We start from the raw sequence: 17,219 nt of genomic DNA on the forward strand, positions 1-17,219 counted from the left end.
GCGAGGGCGTTTCGTATGAAGCCGTTTGCCAAACAGTTTTACAAATCCAAGGCCTGGCAGAGGTGTCGGGCCGCGTACATCGCCCAGCGGCGATTGGTGGATGGCGGCCTGTGTGAGAGCTGCAGGCGAGAGCCTGGGTACATCGTCCACCACAAGATCGTCCTGACTCCGGAGAACATCCACAATCCGGAGGTGGCCCTGAATCACCGGTATCTGGCCTATGAGTGCAAGGCCTGCCATGATTTCCATGAAGGGCATGGGGTGGGGAGGAGTAAACCGCTGTGTGTCTTTGATGAACATGGTGAGCCGGTGGATCTCCGCCGGAGCTGACCGGGGTACTCCCCCCTATCCCAAAACCGGGAAGGCCCCCCTAAGGGACCGGAGAGGGTGAGGTATTTAACAGCGGGCGCGACGCGGGAAGGGGGTGTAGTTATGGCCAAGAAAGTTACGAAAAAAGAGCTGGGGCGCTTTGCAGATCCCTATTTCGCTGCGGCGCCGGATAAGCAGTCCATGTGCTTGCAGCTGATCACCAACGCAGTGTTCATGGAGGAGCAGCTCACCAAGCTGCAGGCCGACATCCGGGCCAACGGAGTGGTGTCTGAATACAAGAATGGCGAAAACCAGTATGGGCTTCGGAAGTCCCCGGAGGTGGATGTGTACAACTCCATGATCAAGAACTACACATCCGTCATCAAGCAGATCAACGACATCCTGCCGGACGCGCCGGCTCCGGACGATGAGCTCACCGCATTTCTGAAAGGCAAGGGCGTCGGTCGCGGATGACCGATCTGGAGCGCTATTTCACCGCACTCCTGGACGAAAAGATCCCAGCCTGCCGGCGGATGAAACAGGTGGCCGAGCGGCTCCTGACTGCCCTGGCCTGCCCCGGGGAGTTCCACTTTGACCCGGACATTGCCCAGCGGCACATCGAGTTCATCCAGCGTTTCTGCCGGGTGCCCTCCGGCCGGCTGGGGGAGCCCCTGCGTCTGGAGCTGTTTCAGCGGGCCCGGCTTCAGGCCGTCTTCGGCTTTGTGGACGACAACGACCTGCGCCAGTACAACGAAGTTCTCATCGTGGAGGGCCGGAAGAACGGCAAGACCACCGAGACCGCCGCCGTGGAGGTGGATTTGCTGGTGAACGACGGCGAGGGCGCGCCCCAGATCTACAACCTGGCCACCAAACTGGAGCAGGCCAAGCTGGGATACGACGCGGTCAAGAAGATGGTCCACCAGTCGCCCATGCTCTCCCGGCACCTGCGCCGCCGGGTGGCGGACATCTACAACCCCATGAATCTGGGCTTTATCAAAGCCATGGCCTCCAACACCTCCAGCCTGGACGGCCTGGATGTCCACGGGGCCACCATCGACGAGCTGGCCGCCATCAAGAACCGGGACATCTACGACCTGATCAAGCAGGCCATGGGCGCCCGGAGCCAGCCGCTGCTGTTCACCATCACCACCAACGGTTTCATCCGGGGCGGGATCTTTGACGCCCAGTACCAGTACGCCTGCGACATCCTGGATGGGAAGGCGGACAACCCCAGGTTCCTACCCTTCCTGTACGAACTGGACGACCGGGACGAGTGGGACAAGCCGGAGTGCTGGGAGAAAGCAAACCCCGGCCTGGGCACTATCAAGAGCCGGGGTTACCTGGCCCAGATGGTGCAGAAGGCCAAGGACGACCCCAGCTTCAAGCCCACCGTGATGGTCAAGGACTTCAACATGCCCCAAACCTCGGCCAGCGCCTGGCTGCGGTATGAGGAGCTGAACAACGAGGTGGTCTGGACAAAAGATCCGGAGCTGCGCTTTGACTACGCCATCGGTGGCTTCGACGCGGCGGACACCACCGACCTGAACGCGGCCAAGGCCATCTGTATGCGGCCGGACGACCCGCACATCTATGTGCGTTCCATGTACTGGATCCCCCAGGCTGTGCTGGACAAGCAGGAGGCGGAGGGAAACCGCCGGGAGCGGGACAATGTGCCCTACTCCCTGTGGATTCAGCAGGGCTATATGCGTACCTGTCCCGGGAACAAGTGCGACAAGCGGATCTTCCTGGAGTGGTTCAAGGAGCTGCGGGACACCGAGGACCTGTATACCCTGTTCATCGGGTACGACCCGTGGCACATCGACGACACTCTGCTGCGGGAGTTCCAGGCGGAGTTCGGCGCCAACAGCATGATCCCCGTACGCCAGGGGGCCATCACCCTGTCCCAGCCCATGAAGGATCTGCGGGCGGACTTTCAGGCCCATCTGGTGGTTTACGACAACAATCCGGTGGACAAGTGGTGTCTGATCAACACCGAGGAGAAGGTGGACATTAACGGCAACTGTCAGCCGGTGAAGTCCCTGGACCCCCGCCGGCGGATCGACGGGACGGTGGCGCTGCTGTGCGCTTATACGGTGCTCCGGGACAAGAAAGACCAGTATATCAATCTGAACTGAGGTGAGCGCGTGGGGCTGTTTGAAAAGCTGTTTCCCAGAAAAGTATCGGAGGCGGCTGTCTATACCTATTTTCGTACTCTGGGCGGTTACATGCCGGTCTACACCTCCTTCGACGGGGGCGTGTACGAGATGGCCCTGACCCGGGCCTGCATCCACACCTTTGCCACCCATGTGAGCAAGCTGCGGCCAGTGGTATCAGGGCCGGGGAGCACTCGGCTGGATCGGACGCTGACCTACCGGCCCAACCCCTGGATGGACACTAAGAAGTACCTGTACCGGTTGGCCACCATCTACAAGACGGAGAATACTGCCTTCATCGTGCCGGTCTACGCCGACGAGCTCATGCTCCGGCTGGAGGGCTTCTATCCCGTTCTACCCAGCGAGGCGGCCATTGTGGAGCGCTCCGGCGTGCCATATGTGCGCTTCCGCTTCCCTGGGGCCGGCACGGCGGCGGTGGAACTGGATCACACCGGGATTTTAAGCCAGATGCAGTACCGGGACGACTTCTTCGGGGAGGACAACCGGGCCCTGCATCCCACCCTGGAACTGGTGAACGCCCAGAACCAAAGCATTGTCAACGGGGTGAAGGCCTCTGCCTCCGTCCGCTTCCTGGCCAAGTTGGCCCAGACCCTGAAGCCGGCGGCCATCAATGAGGAGCGGGATCGTCTGGTGCGGGACAACCTGGACCCGGCCAACGCCGGGGGCGTGATGATGTTCGACGCCAAGTATGCCGATGTGAAGGAGATCACCACCAAGCCCTATATTGTGGACGATAAGCAGTCGGCCATGATCCGGGAGAGCGTCTTTGACTACTTCGGCATGAACGACGCGATTCTCCAGAGCAAATATACTCCGGACGAGTGGGCGGCCTACTACGAGGGGCAGATCGAGCCCTTTGCCATTGAAGCGTCCCTGGTGCATACCAACATGGCCTACACCCCGGCAGAGGTGGCCAGGGGGAAGCAGATTGACTTTACCGTGAACCGGCTGCAGCACATGACCATGGCGGACAAGCTGAACACGGTGACCCAGCTCTTCGACCGGGGAATGATGACCATCGACGAGGGCCGGGAAGTGTTCCAGATGCCCGTTCTGGGTACGCCGGAGGCCCAGCGGTACTACATCCGCCGGGAGTATGCGGAAGTAAACGCCCTGAACCGTCAGGACGGAGTGACAGAAGGGAGTGAGGGAATTGCCGGTGGTAATCAATCGGGAGTACCGAACGATGCCGTTGCTGGCACCGGCGGCGGCCAATAAACGGTTTGACACTGACTTCTATGTGGAGGGGTACGCCACCACATTCGACGATCCCTATGTGCTCTATGAGTGCGACGGGATCCAGTACAAGGAGATCATCGACCGGCATGCCCTGGACGGGGCGGATCTGTCCGATGTGATCATGCAGTACGACCACGGCGGCCGGGTGTTTGCCAGAACCGGGAGGAGCAATACCCTCCTGGTAGTGCCAGACGACCACGGCCTGTTTATGGCGGCAGACCTGTCCAAAACGGAGCAGGCCCGGTCCATGCACGAGGATATTTCCGCCGGGCTGATTACCAAGATGTCCTGGGCGTTTACCGTCCGGGAGGACAGCTATGACCGGGAGACACACACCCGGCGTATTTTATCCATTCAGAAGGTCTACGATGTGTCCGCGGTGTCTATGCCCGCGAACCCAGCGACCGAGATCTCTGCGCGTTCCTGGCTCGACGGAGTGATCGAGGCGGAGCAGCAGGAGCGGCTGGCGGCCCAGACCGCAGCGCGGAGAAAGCAGCAAATCATCCGAATTTTATTGGAGGCAAGACGATGAATCAGAGAAACGATGTGACTATGATCGGCCGGACCCTGGAGGCCGGCCACACCCGCCGCCACCCCGGCAAGCTGTCCGGGATCGGCCTGCAGTTCTTCGCTGCTCCGGCGGATCGGCTCTCGGAGATTGAGGCCCGGCTGGCGGCCATCCCCGCCGAGCTGGAACAGGAGGGGGCTGACCTGGACGCTCTGGAGAAGGAAGTAAAGGAGCTCCAGGAGGAGCGCAAGCAGATCACCGGCGCCGCTGAGCGGCGGGCCGCTATCCTGAAGGAGATCGGCACCGGTGTCAGCGGCCGGGTGACCCGCACCTTCCAGACCAGTGCCCAGGAGCAGCGCACCTTCGGGGTGGATACCCCAGAGTATCGATCCGCCTGGCTGAAGAACCTGCAGGGCAAGACCTTGGACGCGGAGGAGCGGGCGGCGGTGACTGCCAGCGCGGCCATCCCCACCCAGACCATGAATCGGATTATCCACCGCCTGGAGCTGACCCCCATGATCGCAGCGGTGGATGTGACCTACATCCCCGGTAATGTGACCTTCCCCATTGAGGGCACCGTCAACGCCGCCAGCTGGGTGGCCATGGGAACCGCCGCCACCGACAGCGCCGACACCATCACCTCCATCACCCTGGGGGCCTATAAGCTCATCAAGACGGTGGAGATCACCGCCGATGTGATGGCCATGGCCATCGACGCCTTCGAGACCTGGCTGGTGGAGCGGCTGGCCAACAAGCTGTCTGTGGCGGTGGACGCCGCCATCTTCACCGGAACCGGCAGCAGCCAGGCCACCGGCCTGCTGAAGGAGGGGGAGATCACCCAGAAGGGCACCTTCACCAAGGCGGCCATGACCTACAAGGACCTGCTGACCATCATCTCCACTCTGCCCACCCAGTACCTGACCAACGCCTCCTTCGCCATGCCCAGAGCCCTGTTCTACAAAGAGGTGCTGGGAATCACCGACACCAACGGCCGCCCCGTGGTGGTGGCAGACCCTCAGGCGCCGGCCAAGTTCAACATCCTGGGCTACCCCGTCATCGTAGACGACAACTGCACGGCGGACAACCTGCTGTTCGGCGACTTCAAGGAGGCCTACAAGTTCAACTTCGCCCAGGCCCCCGCGGTGGAGAGCGACAAGTCGGTGGCATTCCGCTCCGGTTCCACAGTTTACCGGGTGATGGCCCTGGCCGACGGCAAGCCCGCGGAGAAGAAGGCCGTGTGCCTGTTTACCCGCGCCTCAGCCTAAGCGCTGCTGAAACATAGAAGGGCGGCCTTCGGGTCGCCCTTCCAGAGAGGAGGGAACCCCTGTGCTGACAGTTCAGGAACTCCGGTCGTACCTGCGCCTGACCAGCGAGAAGCTGGACAGCGAGATCCAGGGTACTATGGATGCCGCCAAGCTGGATTTATCCACATCCGGCATGGGTGATGTGGATAATGCGTTGACCGATATGGCTGTAAAGCTGTACGCCCGTTGGAAGTTCAATTACGCGGACAAGGGGGACCAGTACCGCCGGGACTACCTGGAGCTGAAGACCGCCCTTGCTCTGGTGTATCCCCAGAAGGAGGAGCAAGATGTGTGACTTCGACACGCCGGTGACGCTGATCGCCGTCAAGGTTACTGGCCGGGACGACATCGGCAACCCCATTCGGGTCGAAAAATCCTCGGAGGCCTGGGCGGAGCTGAAAAGCGTCACCCGGGCGGAGTTCCAGGCCGCCGGCGCCATGGGCCTGAAGCCCTCCTTCCTGGTAGTAATTCCTGATGTGGACTATCACGGAGAGACGCTGGTGGAACTGAAGGGGGATCGATACTCCGTGTACCGCACCTTCTTGAACGGCGAGAATCGGGAGTTGTATGTCATGAGGAAGGGGGGCGAGGCAGATGGCGGTGACGGTGGATAAGCTGGGGGACGCCATTGCCGAGGCCCTGGAGGAATACGCCGGGCAGGTCACCGATGTGGTCAAACAGGCGGTGGACCAGGTAACCGACGAGTGTCTGCAGGAGATCCGCCAGAACTCCCCCAAGGACACTGGGGACTACCAGAAGGGCTGGCGGAAGAAGAAAGTCTATGAGAATACCACCCAGCTGCGCAATGTGGTCCACAATGCCACTGACTACCAGCTGACCCACCTGCTGGAAGATGGTCACGCCAAAGACGGCGGTGGCCGGGTAGAGGGAATCCCCCACATCGGCCCGGCAGAGGCACATGCAGAGAAGTCCCTGGAGGAGAAAATTAGGAGAGGGGTGCCCGGAGGATGACGCTGCAGCAGCTGAAAGCTGTGCTGGACGGCACCGGCCTCCCCTGGGCCTACCGCCAGTGGGAGGAGGGGGAGGCCCCGGCCCTGCCCTATGGGGTCTTCTTCGCTGGGCGCAGCAACCCCTTCGGGGCGGACGGCGTAGTCTACTCCTCCAGCCAAAGGTACACCTTGGAGCTCTACTCCAGGGACAAGGACCCGGAGTCCGAGGCGGTCGTGGAGGGAGCCCTCACAACTGCCGGGATCTTTTACACCAAGGACGAGGCCTATATTTCCAGCGAACGCATGAACGAAGTGATCTATGAGATCGAGGTGTGAACCATGAGTAAGAACAAGGTAAAATACAACATCAAAAATGTCCACTACGCCCCCATGACTGCGGAGGGGACGGACACCAGCTGGCCCACCTATTCCACCCCGGTACCCTGGCCTGGCGCAAGATCTATCTCCCTGGAGCAGCAGGGCAGCATCAGCAAGTTTTACGCAGACGGCATTGTCTATTGGCAGTCGGCGAAGAACAACGGTTATGAGGGGGATTTTGAGTCCGCCATGGTGCCCGACTCCTTCCGACAGGACTGCCTGGGGGAGGAGCTGAATGAGACCGATAAGGTCTATCTGGAAAAATCCACCGCCGCGAGCAAAGCCTTCGCGCTGCTGTTTGAGTTTGAGGGGGACGCTTCCGGCGTCAAGCATGTGCTCTATAACTGTACGGCCACCCGGCCCAACATTGAGAGCGAGACCTCCGAGGACGAGATCGAGCCCAGCACGGAGACCCTAACTATCTCCGCTGCATCTCTGCCCAACGGCTATGTGAAGGCCAAGACCGGAGATGAGACGACTCCCGCCGTGGCCAGCGCCTGGTACGACGAGGTCTATACGCCCACTGCGGCCGCGGGATAAGGAGGAGCTATGGTAAAGACGCTGACCATTGACGGCCGGCCGGTGACCTTCCGGGCCACCGCCGCCGTCCCCCGGCTCTATCGGATCAAGTTCCGCCGGGACATCATGCAGGACATGGGGGAGATCCAGAAGGCCCTGAAGCAGGCAGAGGAGAGCGACAGTCCGGAGAGCAATATCCCGCCCCGCCTGCTGGAGATGTTCGAGGATGTGGCCTTCATCATGGCCCGCCATGGAGATCCGGAGAACACACCGGCCACCCCGGAGGAGTGGCTGGATCAGTTCAACACCTTCTCCGTCTATGAGATCTTCCCGCAGATTCTGGAGCTGTGGGATCTGAATCTGGAGACCCAGGCAAATCCTAAAAAAAAATAAGACCCATCGACCGGGAGCTGTCCACGCCCATCTTCCTCCTGCGGTGCGTCCAGCTAGGAATCAGTCTGCGGGATCTGGAGCTCCTAACTGTAGGTATGGTCAACGACATGTATACGGAACAGCAAAATGATGAGTATAAGTATCCACAGTTGGCCACGCAGGAGGATTTTGACCGCTTTTAGGAGGTGTTTCTATGCCTGACCGTATCAAAGGCATTACCGTGGAGATCGGCGGCGAGACCACCGGTTTGAAAAAAGCCCTCCAGGGCGTCAATAAGGAGATCAACAGCACCCAGTCCCAGCTGAAGGATGTGGAGCGGCTTTTAAAACTGGACCCCACCAACACCAACCTGCTGGAGCAGCGGCAGCGGCTCCTGGCCCAGGCGGTGGAGAGCACCAGCAGCAAGCTGGAGGCCCTGAAGGACGCTGAGGCCCAGGTTCAGCAGCAGTTCCAACGGGGCGAGGTCTCCAGGGAGCAGTACGAGGCACTCCAGCGGGAGATCGTAGCCACCGAGCAGAAACTGGAGAGCTTGCAGGCGGCAGCCTCCAAGAGCAGCGTGTCCCTGCAGAAGATGGGGCAGCACGCTTTGACGGTCTCTGAGGGGGCGGACAAGGTGGCCTCGGCTACCGCCCCCCTGACCAAGGGTATTCTGGGCCTGGGGGCCGCTGCTGTGGCCACTGTCCCGGCCACCGAGGAGCTGCGCTCTGACCTGTCCAAGCTGGACAACAACGCCCGGCAGGCGGGGGTGGGTGTCGACGCGGCCCGGGAGGCGTTCAGCGCCTTCAATGTGGTGTCCGACGAGACGGACAGCAGCGTGGAGGCCACGGCCAACCTGCTTCAGGCCGGTTTTACCGAAAGCAACCTGCAAAAGGCGGTAGAAGGGCTGGCTGGAGCTTACTTGGCCTTCCCGGACACCATGAAGATCGAAAGCCTGGCGGACAGCCTGCAGGAGACCCTGGCCACCAGCACCGCCACGGGACAGTTCGGGGAGTTGCTGGATCGCCTGGGCATTGGAGCGGACAACTTCTCCGCCGCTTTGGCTGAGTGCTCCACCGAGGCAGAAAAGCAGCAGCTGGCCCTCCAGACCCTGGCGGACGCCGGTCTGATGGACTCGTACAACGCCTGGAAGGAGAACAATGCCGCCCTGGTAGAGGGAAAAGAGGCCTCGGCAGATCTGCAGCAGGAGATGGCGGCCCTGGCGGAGGCCATTCAGCCGGTGGTGACCTCGGTGACCCGGCTGGCAGCCCAGTTCCTGGCCTGGTTCAACAGCCTGTCCACCGGACAAAAGACCGCCATCGCGGCACTGCTGGCTCTGGTAGCGGCCATCAGCCCGGTGGCTACCGCCATTGGTACTGTGTCGTCCGCTCTGGCCATTTTCAGCGGGGCAGCTACTACCGGCTCGGCGGCCGCTACCGGTTTGGCCAGTGTGATGACCTTCCTTACTGGTCCGGCCGGAGTTGTAGTGGCCGCCATCGCTGGAATCACCGCAGCCATTGTACTGCTCTGGAATAACTGCGAGGCTTTCCGGGATGCGGTAACCGCCGCTTGGGCGGTGATTCAATCCGCGTTCCAGGTATTCCTGGAGTGGTTGCAGGAGACATTCTCCCCGGTCTGGACAACCATCATCACCACCATGCAGTTGCTGTTTCAGACCTTCCAGGAGGCCCTGGCCATTGCCTGGGAATCTATCACGATGATCTTCCAGACCTTCCTCACCTTCCTGCAGGAGGTCTTTGGCGTCAGCTGGACAGATATCTTCACCATGCTGCAGACGGTGGTCTCCGTGTTCGCCACTGCCATCCAGACGGCGATCCAGGTGGTGACCACCGTGTTTCAGACCCTGCTCACCTTCCTGACTACGGTGTTTCTCACCGGCTGGCAGTCCCACTGGACGAACATCCAAAACCTGTTTTCGGCGTTTACCACCAGTATCTCCAACCTGGTGGACAGCATCAAGCAGATCTTCCAGGGGATCATCGACTTTGTGGCCGGCGTCTTTACCGCCGACTGGGAGCGGGCCTGGCAGGGCGTCCAGGATGTGTTTGCCGGAATCTTCAACGCCCTAGTGGAGATCGTGAAGGTGCCTTTGAACGGGATCATCAGCATGCTGAACAAGGCCATCGGGTTTATCAACAGTCTGATTTCCGGGATCAATGAGATGATCGCGGTGCTGAATATGCTGGGTGCCGGGCTTCCCATGATCCCCACGATTCCGGAGATCCCCCTGCTGGCCAAGGGCGGTATCCTGGAGGCCGGCAGCGCCATTGTGGGCGAGGCAGGGCCGGAGCTGCTGTCCCTGGTGAACGGAAAAGCGCGTGTGACGCCGCTGAACGCGGCCAGCTCGTCCGAGGGAGGAAGCACGGCAAGCGGCGGGGCCGCCGGATACCAGCAGACCCTAAATTTCTACACGGCGGCCATGACGCCGGCTGAGGTGGCCCGGCAGACCCGGAACGCAACCAGGAAAATGCTTGCGGGGGCGAGAACATGAGAATCGTATGTGAGCGCGGCAGCCGAACCATCACCTTTGCCCACACCCGGCCCTACTGGCTCTCCTCGGCGGAGGGCCTGGGTGAGGCGGACTTCGATGTGAGCAGCCGGCAGGCCGCCGGCATGGACGGGGAGCTCTACCAGGGCTCCACCGCCAACAAGCGGAATATTGTGATCAAGGCCACGGTGATTCCTCCGGAGGGGACAACCCACGACCAGATCCGGGAGGAGTTCTTCGCTTTCTTTGTTCCAAGGGAGACGGGAACCCTTTACTTCTATGACGGCGACAGGGCCCGGAAGATCGACTATAAGACGGAGAACTGCGAGTTCGACCTGGACGGGATTTTTCGGGATGTAACGATCTCGCTGATCTGTCCTGATCCGGTGTTCCGGGACGCCCAGGACGAGCGCACCGATGTGGCGGAGATCGAGGGCCTGATTGAGTGGCCGGTGGAGCTGGAAGCGGAATTTGAGGTGGCCATCAAGCATGACACCAAAATGGCTACTGTTCACAACCCCAGCAGCGTCAGCCGGGGGCTGACGGTCACCTTTACTGCCACTGGTGAGGCGTCCAACCCAAAGCTCATCGAGGTCAACCGGCAGCAGTCCTTCCGGATTTTGACCACGCTCCACAACGGGGATGTGCTGGTGGTGACCACCGGCCCCGGCAGCAAGCGGGTGAAGCTGATCCGGGACAATGTGGAGAGCAACATCAATTACTGCTGGGAATTCGGCGGCACCTGGCTGCAGGTGGAGCCGGGAGAAAACCTGTTTACCTATGAGGCGGACAGCGGATCAGGGGCCCTGTCTGTGACCCTGGCCTCTACGCCGCTGTACTGGGGGGTGTAGCCTGTGGAGCTGTATGTGTATGACCGCACCGACGGCCTGGTGGATGTGCTGGAGCGCACCACCAGCGTCCGGTGGCGGAGGAAATACTTTGAGCCCGGAGAGGTGGAGATCCATGTGCCCGCCACCCTGGAAAACCGGGAGCTGCTGGCCGAGGGGCGGATCATCCGGCGCACCGACCGGGAGGAGTCTGCCATCATCGAGGAGATCGACATCGACGAGGACGATCTGGCCGTCACCGGGAGAATGTTGTCCTCTCTACTGGAACGGGCCATCTTATCCCAGCGCTATACCCTGCATATGCCCCCAGAGCAAGCCATGCTGGCCCTGATCCCGGAGGGAACCCGTGTAGTACCTGAGCTCTCCGCCGCCGGGGCCGCCGGCGTGGGCAGCCCGGACAACATTGAGACGCAGGTCACCTACAAGAATCTGTTGACAGCGGAGGAGCGGCTGGCCCGGGCCTCCGGCTTGGGCTTCCGGGTGCTGTTCCAGCCTGGGGCGATGATCTTCCAGGTTTATGAGGGAGTAGACCGGACAGTTCTGCAATCCCAGCGGCCCTTTGTTCTGTTCTCTGACGAGTTCGGCAACCTGGCGTCCCCGCGGTACACCAAGACCTCCAAGAACTACAAAAACCGGGCCTATGTGGCCGGGGCTGGGGAAGGGGACGACCGCGTGGTGGTAGTCGTGGATCTTTCCCAGGGCGAGGAGGTGCGGGAGCTCTATGTGGACGCCAGAGACATCCAGCAGGACGCGGACACATCCCTGGAGGAGTACCAGGCCCTCCTGCGCCAGCGGGGCTTGGAACAGCTTGCCTCCTGCGTCAAGGTGGAGTCCTTTGAGGGGGACGGCGAAGATGTGGAAAACTTCCGTTATCGGGTGGACTGGGATCTGGGCGACCTGGTCTCCGTCCAGTACACCCGCCTGGGAATCACCATGCACGAGCGGATCACGGAGGTGGAGGAGGTCTACGAGAAGGGCGTGTTTACCTTCACTCCCACCTTTGGCTCCCCGCTCCCGGAAAAATTGGATTTGGGAGATGATACCGAATGAGCGAGAGCAGCGGCTTTTTTGTATCCCAGGGCGGCGACCGCAAGTATACGCCGGACTGGCTGGCCAAGTACATCAAGGCGCTGGTGACCACAGGTGTCTATAAGGACGAATGCGGGGTAAGCGCCGGGACTGGAATGACGGTCTCTGTGGCCGCTGGCCGGGCCTGGATCGAGGGCTATCTATATCTACTGGATACGGCGAAAACTCTGACCGTTGCCAACGCGGACGCCAGCAACGAACGCCGGGACATTGTGGTGCTGCGTCTGAATCTGACCGCCCGCACCATCACCGTCCAGGTAGTAACCGGCACGCCGGCGGCGCAGCCCGTCGCTCCGGCCATCACCCGGAACGCGGATGTCTACGAGCTGGAGCTGGCGGAGATTTCTGTACCCGCCGGCACCTCGTCCATTACCCAGGCGCTGATCACGGACAAGCGGCTGGACGACACTGTGTGCGGGATCACGGTGAGCGCGGTGCAGCATATTCCCACCGCTTCTTACCTGGAGCAGATGCTGGCGGCGTTCAACGACTGGTTCGACGGAGTGCGGGATATTCTGGGGGAGGACGAGGCGGGAAACCTCCTGCTGATGATCCAGACCTTGTCCTATACCACCCGATTCACCGCTTCGGACTGGGTAGCGGGAGAGGGCGAGTGTACCCTTACCATCCCCGCAGCGACTCACAAAATGACCGGGAATGTGGTTACCTGCAGGGCCTTTTCCTCCGTCTCCGGTGTGTACCGCCCTGGAAGCTGGGCTGCTTTGGAGACCTATGCCACTGCAGCGGAGAACGGGGACATTGTGCTCCACTACCCGGACACTTCCGGCTATGACGGGCAGGCGGTACTGTCCATGTATACCGCCCCGGATACCCCCAGCGGATGACCCAGCTGGAGGAGTTTCGGGCCCAGATGGACAAACTGAAGGCCCGGCGGGAGGAGTACAAGGGGCGGCTGCGCTCCGCCGGCTCCGCCTCGGAGCGGGAGGCCCTGCGGCAGAAGCTGCGCACCTACGGCACCATGATCCGGGAGCTCCAGGAGCAGATCGACCACCTGGACCCGCCTAAGGAGCGCAAGGCCCGCGCCCGGAAGAACAGGAGATTGGACATTGGTGCCATGTCCTTCGATTTCTTCGAGCGCTCCGGTGCCTGCTGGAGCGACCTGGAGGGCCACTCTTGGGAACAGGTGGAGGCAGGCGACCCGGTGGAGCTGGGAGCCAGTATGGAGCAACTGCAGCAGTGGATGGCTGAGGGGAGTGAACGGCTCACCGACCGGCAGAGGCTTTACCTGGACGCCTACTACAATCAGGGCCTCTCCCTGGAGCGGATCGCCCAGGAGTATTGTGTGACCAAGTCCACGGTGAGCCGCTGCGTAAAGCGGGGCCTGGACCGGATGCAGGCCTGGGTGGACTCCAAGCGGCTCATTGCCGACTGTGCCGACGGCCGGGGCGGGTTTGATTGGACAAAGTACCTCTCCAAGGTTCCTGTGCTCACTGACCGACAGCGTCAGCTGATGCTGCTGGTGCTGTCCAAGTGGCCGAAGACCCAGGAGGAGCTGGCAGACAAGCTGGAGCTGGAGAAGAGCACCGTCAGCCGCACCTTGACACGGGCGGGAAAGACTGTCCAGCAGCTGGGGGCCAGGGGCGAGGCCACCACCCGGCCGGAGATCCGCAACTGGGAGGGGGCGGACAAATTTTCTCTGTGCATTCAGACTGGTATGCGTCTGTATTTCTATTACCGATTTTGCTTCCGGGGCGAAAAAATCGGGGGTCTAAGCCGGTACAACTACGAGCTGGCCCGCCGGCGAGAGGCGGGGGACAGTGTGGACCAGGTGGCCCAGGAGCTGGGCCTGAAGCCCCAGACCGTGCGTGCGGCCTATTGCCGGCTGAAGCGGCTGGGCGTCCAGGTGGGGCAGCTCCCAGCGCCGGAGGGGGACACCATCGGGGCCCGGCTGGACCCGGAGACCTATGTCCGGCTGCAAAGGTTGGTGACGGCCCATGTTGATCCATAAACAGACCATGGGGGTGCTGCAGACATACTGGACAGGAGCCCACCGGGTCGTGCCAGGCAGCGCGGTTCCGGAACCGGTGATGAAGGAGTACACCTTCCGGGCCGCTCCGGAGTTGTCCCCGGAGGAGTGGTGGGAGGTGCCGATGTCCAGCAAGCTGGGCCGAAAGATCCGGATGTATTATCCGTGGATTACTCCGGTGGTGGATGAGCTCGGAGAGCTGACTGATGTGGAGATCCAGCGGGAGGTCCCAGACGGAGAAGCGGAGGCCAGAAGGATCGCCTTGAAAGAGGAAGCCGCCCGGCGGGGTTACCGGACGGCGGGGCGCGTGAGGCCCAGAAACATGATGCCGTTTTTGGCAAAATGAAAGGAGTCAGCTGTATGAGCTTATACGGAGACAAGTTCAAGATCGGTAGCCTGTCCTGCGGCCTGGTGCTGCGGGGCGGGGCCAACGGGGAGTACCGAGTGGTATTCGAGCGGGAGTTCGCCTCCTTAGAGCAGATCGAGGCCCTGAACTGGGACCCCCCCACCATCGAGGGGGAGTGTATCCTGCCCGCAGGCTACGGCTTCACGGTCAAGGACATCCAGTACAGCGCCTCCACCCGCAGCTACCATGTGGTGCTTCAGGTGGGAACGCAGTACCTGGGGGATGTAACCGGCTACCAGGCCCAGGTGACGGAGCTGCAGGGCACCATCCAGGAGCAGGCGGGCACCATTCAGACCCAGCAGAATACCATTGCGGAGAAAAACAGCACCATCGCCCAGCAGGAGGAGACCATCCAGAGCCAGACGGCCACCATTGACAGCCAGGCGGCCGCCATCGAGGAGCTGGAGGCAGCGGGCACTGCTGAGACAGTCAAGGCCGAGCTGAGCGCGGCATACACGGAAGGGGTGGAGAGCAATGGCTGATATTGTGACCATGGCCAAGGCCGAGCTGAAGGCCCGCGGCAAGGCGGACGCTGCGGCTCTGGCGGCCAGGGCGGTCTCTGGAGAGGCGGACGACCAGGAGCTGCTGGACAACCAGAGCATGATTCCCACCTGGCGGGCCAGAGATTTTACCGGCGTTCCCGTGGGCACTCCCTACCAGTGGGAGGGGACGATCTACAAGCTGGTGCAGGCTCACGACGCTACCGGCAATGAAGGCTGGACGCCCCCGGAAGTGCCGGCCCTGTGGGCGGCGGTGTCCAAGCCCGGGGAGACCGGCACACAGGACAATCCCATCACCGCCGCCCGTGGGATGGAGTACACTTATGGCCTCTACTACCGAGATCCGGAGGACGGGAAGCTCTACCAGTGCAGCCGAAACGGTGAGTCGGAGGGCGGAAAGATCACCCTTCAGTATCTGCCCCATGAGCTGGTTGGACAGTATTTCACGGAGGTACAGAGCTGATGGACTGGACAACCTTGGCCGTGGCCGGAATGTCCCTGATCGGTACCCTGGCCGGTACTTTCGGGGGAATCCTGGTGTCCAATAAATTAACCACCTACCGGATCGAGCAGTTGGAGAAAAAGGTCGCTGCCCACAACAGCCTGGTGGAGCGAACCTATAAGCTGGAGGGGCAGATGACCGAGGTTCAGCACGACATCCGGGATTTGAAAGCGGAGAGGGGGTGAGAGCGTGGAGCAGATGTACAAGCGCCTGGCCAATCTGCTGAGCATCAAGAGCTTGGTCACTCTGGTACTCACGGCGGTGTTTGCCTACCTGACCTGTTCGGGCGGCGTCACTGCGGACCAGTTCCTCACGGTGTTCACCGTGGTTATTGCGTTCTACTTCGGTACCCAGGCTGAGAAGAACGCCAATAAACCAAGTACCTAATTGACAAAAACACCCCTATTTTGATAATTGAAAGGAGAACCTACTATGAAAGCAAGCGAATATCTGTGGAAGTACATCGACCTGCAGAACCATCTGGAGGGGGAGGCCCCTGAACAGGCGCAGGGAGAGCTGCGGCTGGCCATGACCCAGGCCGGGGATACGGAGATCGTCTCCGACACCACCGGGGAGACCTTGACCGAACGGGAGGCCATGTCTGTGCTGGGCCGCAACGAGCGGGATCTGCGGGAGGCCTACAAGCTGGGCAATCGGGCCATCTTTGAGAAGATCTGCATGGATCAGCAGATCAGTGACGATGAATGGCATGCGGCCAAGGAGGAGGCCGGAGCTGAGGGCGACGGCGACGCCGGTGAGGACGAGGCCAGCGGCGAGACTGAGACCGAATGAGTAACAGTCCGCTGGTGACCTGTACCAGGATCAGCCCCAACCGTACCAGCCCCCGGAACCACGCCATCGACCGCATCACCATCCACTGCTATGTGGGCCAGGTGACAGCGGAGCGGGGGTGCTCCGGAGCCAGGTTCACTACCTATGACCCCGTTGGCGGGGCCTCCTGCAATTATGTGGTAGGCTGTGACGGGAGTATCGGGCTGTGTGTTCCGGAGAGTGACCGGAGCTGGTGCTCCTCCAACCGGGCCAACGACCACCGGGCGGTCACCATTGAGACGGCCAGCGACACTGTCCACCCCTACGCGGTGACAGAGGCGGCTTACGGCGCCCTGCTGGATCTGGTGACCGACATCTGCCGGCGCAACGGCAAGCGCAAGCTGTTGTGGATGGAGGACAAGGCCAAAGCCCTGGCCTATATGCCGGCGGCCGACGAGATGGTGCTGACCGTCCACAGGTGGTTTGCGGCCAAGGCCTGCCCAGGGAAGTACCTGCTGGACCGGCACGGAGAGATCGCCGCCGAGGTTACCCGGCGGCTTCAAGAGGGGGTGTATGACATGACCGAGGATCAGATCCGGCAGATCGTCCGGGACGAGTTGGCCAAGCTGGAAGCAGAGCGGGCCGCGCTGCCGGCGAGCGGCTGGGCGAAAGAGCTGCTCCAGGAGGCTGTGGAGATGGGCATCACCGACGGGAGCCGGCCCCAGGCCGGCGCCACCAGAGAGGAGACGGCCGTTATGGTCCGGGCCGCTGTGAGGGCGGCCAAGGGGTGAGTAAACAGCCCTTTATCCTAGCGCCCATTTAGCGTCCGTTTAGCGTCCATGGACGCTAAAACAAGC

General features: G+C 61.6%; 24 protein-coding genes. All 24 read left to right on the plus strand.

Annotation, left to right across the window (positions count from 1 at the left end):
* The first annotated feature begins 15 nt into the window (after window positions 1–15).
* The 24 genes from H6B31_RS05510 (at window position 16) to H6B31_RS05625 (ending at window position 17,153) form a co-directional block, all read left to right on the plus strand.
* On the plus strand, window positions 16–330 hold the full coding sequence (locus H6B31_RS05510) for a hypothetical protein (protein WP_204897603.1): 315 nt from the start codon (window positions 16–18) through the stop codon (window positions 328–330).
* Window positions 331–432: 102 nt separating this feature from the next.
* Entirely contained in the window at window positions 433–783 is a 351-nt protein-coding gene (locus tag H6B31_RS05515; RefSeq protein ID WP_204897605.1) for a hypothetical protein, read from the plus strand.
* Complete coding sequence (locus H6B31_RS05520; protein WP_204897607.1) at window positions 780–2,444, plus strand: terminase large subunit; 1,665 nt, start codon at window positions 780–782, stop codon at window positions 2,442–2,444. Before H6B31_RS05515 ends, H6B31_RS05520 begins: the two co-directional genes overlap by 4 nt.
* Window positions 2,445–2,453: 9 nt before the next feature.
* The gene (locus tag H6B31_RS05525; protein ID WP_204897608.1) at window positions 2,454–3,701 is read left to right on the plus strand and encodes a phage portal protein; all 1,248 of its coding nucleotides are present in this window, start codon (window positions 2,454–2,456) and stop codon (window positions 3,699–3,701) included.
* Window positions 3,670–4,254 (plus strand): HK97 family phage prohead protease, encoded by a 585-nt coding sequence (locus tag H6B31_RS05530; RefSeq protein ID WP_243418863.1) that lies wholly within the window; start codon window positions 3,670–3,672, stop codon window positions 4,252–4,254. Before H6B31_RS05525 ends, H6B31_RS05530 begins: the two co-directional genes overlap by 32 nt.
* Window positions 4,251–5,495: a phage major capsid protein gene (locus tag H6B31_RS05535; RefSeq protein ID WP_204897612.1), complete on the plus strand. Its 1,245-nt coding sequence runs from the start codon at window positions 4,251–4,253 to the stop codon at window positions 5,493–5,495. Before H6B31_RS05530 ends, H6B31_RS05535 begins: the two co-directional genes overlap by 4 nt.
* 61 nt (window positions 5,496–5,556) lie before the next feature.
* The gene (locus H6B31_RS05540; RefSeq protein WP_204897614.1) at window positions 5,557–5,829 is read left to right on the plus strand and encodes a hypothetical protein; all 273 of its coding nucleotides are present in this window, start codon (window positions 5,557–5,559) and stop codon (window positions 5,827–5,829) included.
* Window positions 5,822–6,148 carry a phage head closure protein gene (locus H6B31_RS05545; protein ID WP_204897616.1) on the plus strand — a complete coding sequence of 109 codons (327 nt, stop codon included), beginning with the start codon at window positions 5,822–5,824 and terminating at the stop codon, window positions 6,146–6,148. The genes H6B31_RS05540 and H6B31_RS05545 overlap by 8 nt, the downstream gene beginning before the upstream one ends.
* Entirely contained in the window at window positions 6,129–6,506 is a 378-nt protein-coding gene (locus H6B31_RS05550) for an HK97 gp10 family phage protein (protein ID WP_204897618.1), read from the plus strand. Before H6B31_RS05545 ends, H6B31_RS05550 begins: the two co-directional genes overlap by 20 nt.
* Window positions 6,503–6,820, plus strand: coding sequence for a hypothetical protein (locus H6B31_RS05555; RefSeq protein WP_204897619.1), 318 nt, complete (start codon window positions 6,503–6,505; stop codon window positions 6,818–6,820). Before H6B31_RS05550 ends, H6B31_RS05555 begins: the two co-directional genes overlap by 4 nt.
* A gap of 3 nt (window positions 6,821–6,823) precedes the next feature.
* Window positions 6,824–7,402 carry a major tail protein gene (locus H6B31_RS05560; protein WP_204897621.1) on the plus strand — a complete coding sequence of 193 codons (579 nt, stop codon included), beginning with the start codon at window positions 6,824–6,826 and terminating at the stop codon, window positions 7,400–7,402.
* Window positions 7,403–7,411: 9 nt separating this feature from the next.
* On the plus strand, window positions 7,412–7,774 hold the full coding sequence (locus H6B31_RS05565) for a hypothetical protein (RefSeq protein ID WP_204897623.1): 363 nt from the start codon (window positions 7,412–7,414) through the stop codon (window positions 7,772–7,774).
* A 193-nt stretch (window positions 7,775–7,967) separates the two neighbouring features.
* A complete protein-coding gene (locus H6B31_RS05570) occupies window positions 7,968–10,262 on the plus strand; it encodes a phage tail tape measure protein (protein ID WP_204897625.1) in 2,295 nt (764 codons plus the stop codon).
* On the plus strand, window positions 10,259–11,110 hold the full coding sequence (locus tag H6B31_RS05575) for a phage tail family protein (protein ID WP_204897627.1): 852 nt from the start codon (window positions 10,259–10,261) through the stop codon (window positions 11,108–11,110). The genes H6B31_RS05570 and H6B31_RS05575 overlap by 4 nt, the downstream gene beginning before the upstream one ends.
* 3 nt (window positions 11,111–11,113) lie before the next feature.
* Window positions 11,114–12,157 carry a Gp37-like protein gene (locus H6B31_RS05580; RefSeq protein ID WP_204897629.1) on the plus strand — a complete coding sequence of 348 codons (1,044 nt, stop codon included), beginning with the start codon at window positions 11,114–11,116 and terminating at the stop codon, window positions 12,155–12,157.
* Window positions 12,154–13,041, plus strand: a complete 888-nt coding sequence (locus tag H6B31_RS05585) for a hypothetical protein (RefSeq protein WP_204897631.1) — start codon at window positions 12,154–12,156, stop codon at window positions 13,039–13,041. Before H6B31_RS05580 ends, H6B31_RS05585 begins: the two co-directional genes overlap by 4 nt.
* Entirely contained in the window at window positions 13,038–14,165 is a 1,128-nt protein-coding gene (locus H6B31_RS05590; RefSeq protein ID WP_204897633.1) for a sigma factor-like helix-turn-helix DNA-binding protein, read from the plus strand. Before H6B31_RS05585 ends, H6B31_RS05590 begins: the two co-directional genes overlap by 4 nt.
* Window positions 14,152–14,529, plus strand: a complete 378-nt coding sequence (locus H6B31_RS05595) for a hypothetical protein (RefSeq protein ID WP_204897635.1) — start codon at window positions 14,152–14,154, stop codon at window positions 14,527–14,529. Before H6B31_RS05590 ends, H6B31_RS05595 begins: the two co-directional genes overlap by 14 nt.
* Before the next feature lie 14 nt (window positions 14,530–14,543).
* Window positions 14,544–15,071: a hypothetical protein gene (locus tag H6B31_RS05600; RefSeq protein WP_204897637.1), complete on the plus strand. Its 528-nt coding sequence runs from the start codon at window positions 14,544–14,546 to the stop codon at window positions 15,069–15,071.
* Complete coding sequence (locus H6B31_RS05605; RefSeq protein WP_204897639.1) at window positions 15,064–15,552, plus strand: carbohydrate-binding protein; 489 nt, start codon at window positions 15,064–15,066, stop codon at window positions 15,550–15,552. Before H6B31_RS05600 ends, H6B31_RS05605 begins: the two co-directional genes overlap by 8 nt.
* A complete protein-coding gene (locus tag H6B31_RS05610) occupies window positions 15,552–15,776 on the plus strand; it encodes a hypothetical protein (protein ID WP_204897640.1) in 225 nt (74 codons plus the stop codon). Before H6B31_RS05605 ends, H6B31_RS05610 begins: the two co-directional genes overlap by 1 nt.
* 13 nt (window positions 15,777–15,789) lie before the next feature.
* Entirely contained in the window at window positions 15,790–15,978 is a 189-nt protein-coding gene (locus tag H6B31_RS05615) for a hypothetical protein (protein ID WP_204897680.1), read from the plus strand.
* Window positions 15,979–16,023: 45 nt separating this feature from the next.
* Window positions 16,024–16,383: a hypothetical protein gene (locus H6B31_RS05620; RefSeq protein WP_204897642.1), complete on the plus strand. Its 360-nt coding sequence runs from the start codon at window positions 16,024–16,026 to the stop codon at window positions 16,381–16,383.
* A complete protein-coding gene (locus tag H6B31_RS05625; RefSeq protein WP_204897643.1) occupies window positions 16,380–17,153 on the plus strand; it encodes a peptidoglycan recognition protein family protein in 774 nt (257 codons plus the stop codon). Before H6B31_RS05620 ends, H6B31_RS05625 begins: the two co-directional genes overlap by 4 nt.
* The last annotated feature ends 66 nt before the right edge of the window (window positions 17,154–17,219 follow it).

Source organism: Pseudoflavonifractor capillosus (assembly GCF_016899775.1).
In the GTDB taxonomy this organism is placed as follows: domain Bacteria; phylum Bacillota; class Clostridia; order Oscillospirales; family Oscillospiraceae; genus Lawsonibacter.